This window comes from Butyrivibrio sp. INlla14, assembly GCF_900102515.1.
Classification (GTDB): Bacteria; Bacillota; Clostridia; order Lachnospirales; family Lachnospiraceae; genus Butyrivibrio.
The window spans coordinates 1-11,082 of sequence record NZ_FMVS01000049.1 but is presented as its reverse complement, the minus strand read 5'-3'; the positions used below and the strand labels follow the sequence as shown (position 1 = coordinate 11,082).

Here is an 11,082-nt window from a genome sequence, read left to right as displayed (position 1 = left end):
AACACCGAGGAATTCAAGAATTATGGCAGGCTCCGTAATGGTGCTGAGACAGTTCCGTCAATCCTGAAAAACGTCTATGGTGTAAACAAGATGTGTGTCCATGGAAAGCTCCGATGTAAATTTTTCTTTGGATGCAAAATAGCGGCATTGAATTTCAGAAAACTCTTTCGATATCGGAAGGGTCTGGGGCACTATGCTCCGAATCCGGTACTTGCCGGATGATTAATAGGGAATTCCCTGCCATATCCACACTTTGAGAGAAAAATACTCAAGTTTTACATCAAAAATCGGTTTGTATGAATTTTTCAAGGAGCAGATAAATTTATGTAAAGGGCTTTTGACCCTTACATCATCTAATAAACAATAATTGTTCGTGTTTCATACTCAAAGGAAAGACGAGGCTATTTCCCACAATGAAAGCTTACCAACTAAAAGTAGCAATACTATATTTAAAACCGCCAATTTGGAGAAGATGCATTGTTCCTGCGGGAATTTCTATTTTTCGGCTTACAATAATTTTACGTGCGGTGATGGGAGAGCCAGGATCACATCTAAGCGGATATAAATATAGCTCTTTAAGATTATTGTTTGCAGGAAAGATGCGATTATGATAATACTGGATGGAATACATCCAGACTTAACAGCGTTGAGTACACTATTGACGAATTCCTAGAAGCTGTTAAGTCATTTACTTATGTATTTGATTTTGGAGATTGGTGGGCTCACGAAAACAAGATTGAAAAGGTAATTGAAGATTATGAATATAACTTTCCGGTGGTAACCAAGTTTAAAGGTGATTCATTAGTTGAAGACTGCGGTGGAATATGGGGCTACTATGACCTTCTTAATATATTAGCCAATAAGGATTACCCGGAATACAAGGAAATGAAAAATTGGTATGACGAGGTAAATATGATCTTACCAATGTTAATAACACCCTTTCAAAAATGACTTTTTCTAAAAAGAAAAATAAGTCTAATTTAATAAACTTGATTCCAATCTTGATGAAGAAAAGCTTGTGTAGCTTCTTGATAAAGACGATGATAATAATATTTTTTTTAGATTGTTTTTGACAAGTAGGATAGCGTTCAAATAGAAAAGTCCGGAAATATTATGCAGGATCACATGCTAAATCACAAGGAAAAAGATGTATCTGCTGATGTAGGAAATGGAATTTTTGATTAATAGCCGTACAATAAAAGTACACCACCTGTGAGTTACAATACTGTAACTCATGGGTGTTTTTGTTGTCGGTTTCTTGATTATGAATTTAAACATGATATAATTAATATAATAACGATATAAAAATCTACTAAAAATAGCACAGAAGTATTGTGAGGGGACAGCATTTGTGAGTGTCGGGAATGTCAATAATACCACGATACTCTGATAAAAAAATTCAAACCATTTCTGGTTGCGACTCCCCGATTTAAATTGTTTTAGATATCCATATGTATGGCTAATTGAATATGCTAGGATGGAGATTTGGGGTATGGAAAGAATTGAGCTGCTAAGCGGTAGTAGGCTTAGAACAGAAAAAAGGAATTATTATATTATCTTATTAGCTCGATTCATGGAACAAAAATTAGATTGGTTACCTGTAAGCAGAAATAATATATGTTTTATTACTTCAACTAGACGTTATTACGCTGACAATATGCGCTATGTTATTGAAGAACTAAAGAAGCAGGAGCTGGCCTCGAAAAAGATTTATTGGATTACTAGACATCCTGAACAAAGTGGTAAGGCTATAGAAGACGGCGTCTTTGTTATAAGGTACCGTTCATTAAAGCATTTATGGATACAGTTTTTTTCAAAAGTAGTTGTTTGTGATGACATTATGTATCCTGGCCTAATAAAAAGAAAAAGACAAACATATATAAACGTGTGGCACGGGGGTATTAATTATAAAGGAATTGGTAAAAATGCTATAGTTTTTCCTTCTAAATTCCAGCGAAGAATGTATTCATATTCAAACCCTGAACCAGACTATATGGTGGCTGGGTGCGAAGCCTTTATTGATTATATTCGAAAAGCATTTGGATTCAATCATACATACTTTTTAACATCAGGGTTGCCAAGAAATGATTTATTTTTCGGTAACTATGAAAAAAAGGTGAATGATGTAAAAAAAATGATTGGATGTGAAGAAAAGAAAATTGTTTGCTACATGCCAACATTTCGCCATGACAAGAAAAGCTTGGCGAAGAGTATGTTTGATTCAAACAAAGTTTTAAAGGCATTGGAAAATAGGTTTGGAGGCGATTGGATATTTGCATATAGATTACATTATTTTGATTGGGAAAACATACTGAATAAGAAAAATGAGGGCGTGAATTTAACTGAATATGATGATATATCTGAATTACTGTGTGCTGTAGATGTTCTAATAAGTGATTATTCATCATGTATGTGGGACTTTGAAGTATTAGAAAAGTTATGCATTTCTTATATTCCGGATAGTGAAATTTTTGAACAGAATGATAGAGGGTTGACCGAACAAGGACATAATATGCCTTATCCTATGGCAAAGTCCACAGAGGAATTGGTTAATATTATTGATAGTATAAAGATGGATGAATATATAGATTCAATTAGAAAGCATAAGTTAAAAGTTAACAGCTACGAACAAGGAACTGCTTCGAAGATAGTAGCTGAGTTGATTATAAGGCAAGGATGAAGAATGACACCATTACAAGAAAAGTTATTACAATTATTTCTCGAAGTTGATGAAATATGCAGGAATAATGATATAGAGTATTATATGGCAGGTGGATCGTGCATAGGAGCAGTACGTCATCATGGTTTTATTCCCTGGGATGATGATATTGATATATACATGACAACATCAAATTGGAATAGATTTATTGAGTACTGTCGAAATAATCTAGCTGAGAATCGGAAATTACTATGTCAGGAAATAGACAGAAATTATACAAATGTCTTTGGGAGGTATTGTGATCTTACTACTACGCAGATACATACTCATTCCTTGTATACAAATGAACCATCGGGAGTGGTTATAGATATTATTCCCATAGATCCGGTATCAATTGGTTCTAAGGGGACATTTGAGAAGTATTGCAAACTAATGGCAATATACGAGGATTTGATTGTGGACTCGTATAGATGTTCATATAGGTGGGGAGTGAGCTTTTGGAAATTATTATGGTATTACTTTAAATCCATTTTTTTAGGAAAAGAACGCGTTCTGAAGATAATAGAAGACAGTATTTTTAATGGACATGAGGATGAATGTACACACTATGCCATGAGATGGGGATGGGGACCACTTCTTTTTCCTAAGGAATGGTTTGAAAGACCTAAGGAAGGCATATTTGAAGGTTATAAATGCATGCTTCCTACACATATTAGTGATTACATGATAATGCATTATGGTGATGACTGGTTTTATATACCGGAAAAGCATGAGCAGGTGGGACATAATGCTGTTGTTGATTTGAAAAGGTGCTATAAGAGTTTTCGTACAGAATATAGGGAGATAATTCCTTGTGAGTTGCATGGGAAAATTGTTGGTATGTATGGTGTAGGAGCCAAACTGTTTCTATCATTTACACAAAACATAAGATTATCAATAAAGAAAAAGGAAGTTTTAAATAAGTGGGTGAAAGTTAATATTGATGAAATTGTAACTAAGCATGGAGTGCCTTTGACATTGTACCTTAGCAATGATTTTGATGCATTAAGAAGAATATATGATAAATATGAAAAGATACAGTTTGATAAATTTACTATTGGAAGGGAAGATGGAATCCACATATGGTACTATCTTCATCCGGTATTGATTGAAGTTGAGGATTGGTATCTGGATGTTTTCTTGAAGTATTGTGTAAAAGTTGGTAAACATACCAGGATTATGAGGTTATTTGATGTAAAAAAGTACAATAATGCAACTATTTCGGATACTCATAGACATTTGGTCGATGTAATAAAGTTATATAGACAATCTGTGAATGCTGAAGAAAATGGAAAGCTTGACGAAGCACTAAAACTTATACAAAGAGTTGATGAAGAATATCTATACTCTTATTTGATAGGCAAGCAAATGATAAATCTTCTATTAAAGAAAGAAAGTTTTGATAAGGCCAAATATATTGTTGATAGGATGCTGGAAATTTTTTCAAATGATGGTGAGTTGCTTTATTATAGCGCTTTTATTCAAAAGGGTAAGTTAGAGGAAGATAGTTATTACGAATTGTTATATGAAGCAAAGAAAAAAACAAAAAATGGATTTTTGTTAAAGAAAATAGAATCCGAAATGTTGGAAGCTGAATATAATCCATATCTTCATAAAGCAGAAATGGAATTTAAAGACTGTATTGAACCTTCTGACAGAATAGCTTTCCTAAGAAAAAATGTTGACTATATCAGAATTATAAATGCTGAAGATAAGCATGCATTTTTTTCATTATTCAAAATTGTTGGTTTTAGTGATGAGCTTAGCACAGCGTGCTCAGAACTTGCTTCTATAGGCTTATATGATACAGAAAGAATAAATGAATGCATTAGTTCTATGAGAAAGCTGTCCCAAATACAAGATTCATTAATTGGCTTATCTATGGCTTACGAAATGTTGGGGGGGTTAGAGCAGCAATTTAAGTGCTATTTTGATATTTCGAGGCTTAGTGGTGTTAGTGATGAGATAAGGGACTTTGTATCATACGTTATTACTAGTGATCTTAAAAGGATGGAAAATGAATTGTCATTATTTTGGAACATGGATGTTATAGAGAAACAGATACAAAAAAAATATGGTGATTTGGATAGCATAAATATACTTTGTTCCTGCTACGGAATTGATAGTAAATATGTTTCAAATCTGATAACGACAATTCAGAGGAATAAAGCGATTTGTGATAATTGTACATATCCACATATGTTTTCGAATTCAAAGTATAAATATAAAGCCTATAAAATAAAGGGACTAAAATCAGTAATAAAATATTTCAGAAGTATGTTACATAGGGATTTTTGGAAAGTGAAAGCTTTAGGGGAGCAGCATCTGATAGAAAATGAATACCTTGCTCGGGAGAATCGTATCATTAATCTTTATGATAACAGTGCTATTGAATCATTGAAATCTGAGTTTAAATTATATGATGATAAGCTTGCTTTGTATCTAAAGAAAACAGGTATTTCATTGAAATTGCCCGAAAAACTAGAGACAGTATTTTTTGAGTATTTAAAATATTGCGGACAGGGCGGTAATGTTCAAGTAATAAAAAGAAATATCGGAGTAGAAAAGATATGAATAATTCAGAAGTTATAGTTGAGTTTTTTAAGAATAAGGGAATAAACGATTTTTTTGGATACCAAGGTACTATGATTGCTTATTTTGTGGATGCAATTAGTAGATGCCAGGAAGTACAAAATCACTCTTGTTATAACGAGCAAGGAGCTTCATTTGCTGGATGTGGATATGCTCAGGCTACGGATGGATGTGCCGTGGTTTATTCTACTAGTGGCCCTGGGGCTATGAACCTGATTTCTGGTATTGCTAACGCATATTATGATTCAATTCCTGTTTTTTATATTACGGGCCAGATTAACACATATGAATATGCTGGGATAAAAGGGAAAAGGCAGCAGGGGTTTCAGGAATGTGACATTGTCTCTATGGTAAGAACAGTTACCAAAAAGGCTGTTCAACTTACAAAAGAAGATGATATACAAGATGTTTTGGATGATTTATGGGTTACGGCTAATTCAGGAAGAAAGGGGCCTGTTTTACTTGATATTCCCATGAATTTGCAGAGAACAGATTATGTAAACAAGAATATAAGAAAAGGAAGCACTAGTAATGATCTTATAGATAAGAATACTGTTTCAGATGCGTCAAAGACTATAATAGATGCCTTGAATGCTAGTAAAAGACCGGTGCTTTTGATTGGTAATGGACTTTCAAGTTGTGCTGTAGATCTACTGTATGAAATTGCAAATAATAATAGAATTCCAATTGTGGCTAGTTTACTTGCATATGGAAAATTCTACGAAGATAATGAACATGGTTTTGGATATTTAGGCGGTGCATATGGGAAGAGAATTGCCAATTTGCTGGTGGCAGCAAAGGCAGATTTGTTGTTGTGTTTTGGAATTAGTTTGTGTAGTCGACAAGTAGGTTTTAAAAGAGATAGCAAGCCTATAAAGGTCAAAGTAATCCGTATGGATATAGATCAGTTTGAATTAGAACGAAGTGTCAGTGAAGATGAAATTCATTTTTGTATTGATGCTGGCGCGGTGGTTGAAGATTTATCTAAAAGAGACATTCCGGTGTTTGAAGAATGGCATTCTGTAGCAGACATGTGTAGAGATTATCTTGATGATTTTGATTTACAGGATGTAGAAAGATACCCTAATAGATTACTAAAATCTGTAACTGATTATCTAGGTGATAATGTGACTTATGTTGGTGATGTAGGGCAGAATATGATGTGGCTTGCTCAGAGCATAACCAAAAAGAAAGGTCAAAGATTATTTTTTTCTGGCGGTCATGGAGCGATGGGATATGCACTTCCGGCTGCAATAGGGGTGTCGATAGCCGATAGGCATAGAAAGGTAGTATGCGTTGCTGGTGATGGTGGATTTCAAATGAATATCCAGGAACTGCAATGGGTAGCAAGAGAACAATTGCCTATAAAAATATTAGTTATGAATAATAATGCGCTTGGAATGATTAGATTTCTTCAATCTGATTATTTTCAAGACAGATATGAGGGTACTACAGATTACGAGAATAGCTATATACCTTGCAACTTTGCTAAAGTGGCAGAAGCATATGGAATTCCTTCAAAAAAATATATGTATGATGATTATACTGGAATAAAAAAAGAACTTGATTTAGAGGGACCAATGCTGATTGAAATAGTACTTCCTAATGATACAGCATCTTTACCAAAAACATTTTTGGGACGTGAAGTATATGATCAGAGAACATATATTCCTCGTGAGAAGCTGGATTGGTTATTGAAATTATAGGAGAAAGAACATGAAAAAGGTTATTACCTACGGCACTTTCGATTTGTTCCATCAAGGTCATTTTAACATTTTGAAACGAGCTAAAGAACTAGGTGACTACCTGATTGTTGGTGTTACATCTGAAAGCTTTGATATAGAGAGAGGAAAACTAAATGTAAAGGATAGTCTTCTCAAACGAATAGAAAACGTTGATAAAACAGGATTTGCTGATGAAATAATAATCGAGGAATATCAGGGACAAAAAGTAAATGACATAATTAAGCACAAAGCGGATGTTTTTGTTGTGGGTTCGGACTGGACAGGAAAATTTGATTATCTTAAGCAGTACTGCGAAGTGGTGTATTTAGAAAGAACCAAAGATATTTCTAGTACTGCGATAAGAGAAAAGAATATTAGCAGAATAGGAATAGTTGCAGGCAGAGGGGATGACGGCGGCTTTATTTTGGAATCGCAGTATGTAAGTGGTCTTCATGTTGAAGCGGTCTACTCTGAGGATGTTAATGTTGCAGATGATTTTTGCCAGAAATACGAACTGAACAAAGCGTGTTACAGCTACAAAGAATTTTTGGATAGCATAGATATTGTATATATAAGGTTTTCTGGTGAAAAAAAATATGAATATGCTTTGGGAGCTCTTAAGCAAAAGAAATATGTGATTGTAGATAATTATGCATACAATTCACCTGAGCAAATAGAGGAAATGCAGCAGTGCGCAAAAGAAAATGGAGTCGTGATTTGTGAGAACATTATTACCGCGTACTTGCGAGCGTTTCACCAGATGCTGTGGATGGTTCACAGCAATTGTGTCGGTAGGATTGCTTCGTTAGGAATCAAAATGTCTTCTATTGATTTTAGCAGTAGAACGAGATTTGAAGATATGTTGATTTACGCGTTATTTGTATCACTGAAGATATATGGAGACAAGCTTATTAATGCTAGCATTAATACTTCATATATTTGTGACGCTGATAGGAAACATTATGGGATAATTTTAAACGGAGATGGTGTATTTGCTGACATAGATATTGGTATTGGGGTTGAGATGGATAGTGGACTCAGAATCAATGGCTTTGATGGAATAGTTGTAGTTGAAAATGATTGGTGGAATATGGGCTTTTTCCAGATTAATTGTAGAGATAAATATCCTAAGAGGTATAGTTTCAACTTTGACGGAAATGGCACAAGGTATATGCTTCAGGAATTAATGATAATGATTGAAAGCAAAACGGATGAAAGCACCAGAGTATTTTACAAAGAATCAAAACTGTTAGCTGAACTAGTAGGGAGAGTGAAGGAGAGTATAAAGGCATGAAACGGGCCATCATTGTTACTGCTGGAACTTCTGGAATAGGTAAATCAATAGCTGAAAAAATGTCTGGGACGTTAACAGATGAATCACTAATAATTGTATATGGGCATGATGATGACAAGGCAGAAAAGTTAAAAAAGAGTATAAAAAGTCAAAAATCTGTGGATGTAATGCTATGTAAATATGACTTGACCGACTATGAATCTGCCATGAGATTTTGCGATGAAATCACCGCTGATTATGTTGTTAATAAACTGATTCTTAATATGGGTATTGGGCTATATAAACCATTTGAAGAGTATGATTTAGAATCTTGGAATCAAGTTATGTCAACTAATCTTACTATTCCCGCATTCATGATAAAAAAACTTTTGGATAATCTTACAACTGGTGGAAGTGTTCTTTTGGTTTCGTCTTATGCTGGAAATCAACCATACTCATCCAGCATTGTGTATGGAGTTTCTAAGGCTGGAGTTAGCTTTTTGGCAAAAAGTCTAGTTAAGGTGTTGGAAAAGAAGAAGGTAAGAATAAATGCGATAGAGCCAGGTTTTGTGGAGACTGCTTGGCATAATAATAGGTCTGATGAAAGCAGGAAAAGAATAGAGAACAAGGTAGCTGTTCATCGCTTTGCTACACCTGAGGAAATTGCTGATATGGCGGTATCGATTTTGAATAATGCTTACATGAATGGGGCAGTTGTGCCTATTCATGGAGGATATGATTATTTTTGATGATATTTTGACCTGAGTATCGCATACCATGAAAAGAGTGTGAATGTATAGCCACGTTCCTTGACAACTTCATATCTTACATTAGGAATTAATCCTTGCACTAATAATGCACATATGTTATTCTAGCAAAGCTGTGTAAATCGCAGTTCTTTTTCCGATCTGGAGAGGCTAAGCAGTTCTTGCAGATGCCAATTTCACTGAATGGAAAGAATAAATTTGAAGGAGGCATATGTGTATGCAAGATAACGAAACCTTAGACAATCAGATTCATAATTCAAAAGCCGAGGATAATGGTGCTAAGCTTATTTTTGAAAATCCAACACTATGTGCGCAGCTACTACGGGATTATTCTGGAATCAATCTGCTAAAAGATGTAAAACCAGAGGACATAACAGACGTTACAGAGCGTTATATTCCAATGTTTACAGAAGAGAGAAATGCTGATGTTGTCAAAAGGGTAAGGGTTAAAGAAGGTGAAGAAATCTTCATAGCCCTGATTGAACACAAATCAAGCGTAGATTATAATGTAAGTATGCAGATACTGCGTTACATGGTCTACATTTGGGACGACTATGAAAGGCGTGAAGAAAAGCGGGTATCGGGAATTAGTAAGCTTAAAGGCTTTAAGTATCCACCTGTTTTTCCTATTTTGTATTACAATGGTGAAAGTAGCTGGACTGCGAATAGGACGTTAAAAAGCAGGGTAGCACTGAGCGACATTTTTAGTCCATATATACCGAATTATGAATATCACCTGGTTAATACTGCTGATCATGGGAATGATGAACTAATTAAGAAGAATGATGGATTATCACTTCTTATGATTCTGAATAAGATAAGGGATACAGAAGAGTTTAGTTCTCTGAATCTGCCCAAGGACTATTTGGACAATCTATCTGCCAATGCACCTCAAGATGTATTAGATGTACTTGCTAGAGTAGTGGCAGTACTATTAAGAAAGCACCATGTTTCGGAGAATGAGGTTCAGGATTTTGTAAGTCAGATAAAGGAGCGTCATATGAGTGATTTATTTGCAAACTTTAAAGCTACTGTCAATGTTCAGGAAGAGCGTAGGATAGGGCGAAAGATTGGGCAAAAGATAGGGCAAAAGATAGGGCAAAGTATTGGCGAAGAAACCAAGTTGATAAAGCTGGTATGTAATAAACTTCAGAAAGGCTGGACTGCTGAGAAGATTGCTGACTTATTCGAGGAAGATCTTGGCTATATACAGAAGATAATTGAGGCTGCAATTGAGTATGCTCCTGACTATGATGCTGATAAGATTTATGAGAAATTACATGATGAGCAAGGTGATGCTATAAAAGCTTGATCAAGATATTTTTTGATGATAACTCCTGATGTAAGGTATGAAATTGCCTTTGTCAGGAGTTTTTTGTTTTTCTACATATGGACAGTATTAGCACTTCGAGGTGTCGAATTCCATGAAACTACAATCACTTCTATATCCCACTAAACAAATATGCAACGAAGAAGCTCTTTATCTCCACAGAGATGGGAGCTTACTTTCATTTGACGGCTTTTTTAATTTCTTTTACCTGGAAAAGCATCATAAATACTGCAGTATCGAGAGTTTGAGCCTGGAGCTGTCCATTAGAGGAATCAAAAAGCTTCAGATCATGCATGACAGTGATGTGATTGAGGAGTTTGTAATTGAGATACCTACTGCAAGCGGTATGGAGCGATTAAAAGGGATTACACCGGATCCGTTTTCAGAAGATAAACGGATTTCGATTGATCTGCCCTACAACCAATATGATCATGGCGTTTTCTGGTTTAGGGCTGAGATAGAAGAGACTGCTGCAGATTGGGATATATCTGGTTTTTACTGTGCTGATGGAAATAAAGCGGATGAAAGTCCTATAGAGATTGCAGTTAATATCTGTACTTATAAAAGAGAAAAATATGTAGTCAGGAATATGCGCTCGCTTATGGAGTGGCTTGAGGCTACGGATATAGATGATCATAGGCCGGAGGTGGCCGACCATCTGCATGTTTTTATTATTGATAATGCTAAAACGTTAAATG

At 35.0% G+C, this 11,082-nt stretch carries 8 protein-coding genes and 2 pseudogenes; all 10 read left to right on the top strand.

Features of this window, described 5'->3' with window-relative positions; all coding sequences use genetic code 11:
• Nucleotides 1-222: pseudogene (locus BLO53_RS19505) on the top strand (transposase); the annotation flags it as partial.
• A 191-nt stretch (nt 223-413) separates the two neighbouring features.
• Entirely contained in the window at nt 414-611 is a 198-nt protein-coding gene (locus BLO53_RS20030; RefSeq protein ID WP_092064978.1) for an IS1096 element passenger TnpR family protein, read from the top strand.
• Nucleotides 589-951 (top strand): plasmid pRiA4b ORF-3 family protein, encoded by a 363-nt coding sequence (locus BLO53_RS18230; protein ID WP_092064975.1) that lies wholly within the window; start codon nt 589-591, stop codon nt 949-951. The genes BLO53_RS20030 and BLO53_RS18230 overlap by 23 nt, the downstream gene beginning before the upstream one ends.
• Before the next feature lie 541 nt (nt 952-1,492).
• The gene (locus BLO53_RS18225) at nt 1,493-2,680 is read left to right on the top strand and encodes a CDP-glycerol glycerophosphotransferase family protein (RefSeq protein WP_176757360.1); all 1,188 of its coding nucleotides are present in this window, start codon (nt 1,493-1,495) and stop codon (nt 2,678-2,680) included.
• A 3-nt stretch (nt 2,681-2,683) separates the two neighbouring features.
• A complete protein-coding gene (locus BLO53_RS18220) occupies nt 2,684-5,272 on the top strand; it encodes a LicD family protein (protein WP_092064969.1) in 2,589 nt (862 codons plus the stop codon).
• The gene (locus tag BLO53_RS18215; RefSeq protein ID WP_092064966.1) at nt 5,269-6,996 is read left to right on the top strand and encodes a thiamine pyrophosphate-binding protein; all 1,728 of its coding nucleotides are present in this window, start codon (nt 5,269-5,271) and stop codon (nt 6,994-6,996) included. Before BLO53_RS18220 ends, BLO53_RS18215 begins: the two co-directional genes overlap by 4 nt.
• Before the next feature lie 10 nt (nt 6,997-7,006).
• Nucleotides 7,007-8,308 (top strand): adenylyltransferase/cytidyltransferase family protein, encoded by a 1,302-nt coding sequence (locus BLO53_RS18210; protein WP_092064963.1) that lies wholly within the window; start codon nt 7,007-7,009, stop codon nt 8,306-8,308.
• Nucleotides 8,305-9,036, top strand: coding sequence for an SDR family NAD(P)-dependent oxidoreductase (locus BLO53_RS18205; RefSeq protein ID WP_092064960.1), 732 nt, complete (start codon nt 8,305-8,307; stop codon nt 9,034-9,036). Before BLO53_RS18210 ends, BLO53_RS18205 begins: the two co-directional genes overlap by 4 nt.
• 235 nt (nt 9,037-9,271) lie before the next feature.
• Nucleotides 9,272-10,366 (top strand): Rpn family recombination-promoting nuclease/putative transposase, encoded by a 1,095-nt coding sequence (locus BLO53_RS18200; protein WP_176757359.1) that lies wholly within the window; start codon nt 9,272-9,274, stop codon nt 10,364-10,366.
• A gap of 112 nt (nt 10,367-10,478) precedes the next feature.
• Nucleotides 10,479-11,082, top strand: a pseudogene (locus tag BLO53_RS18195) (hypothetical protein); the annotation flags it as partial.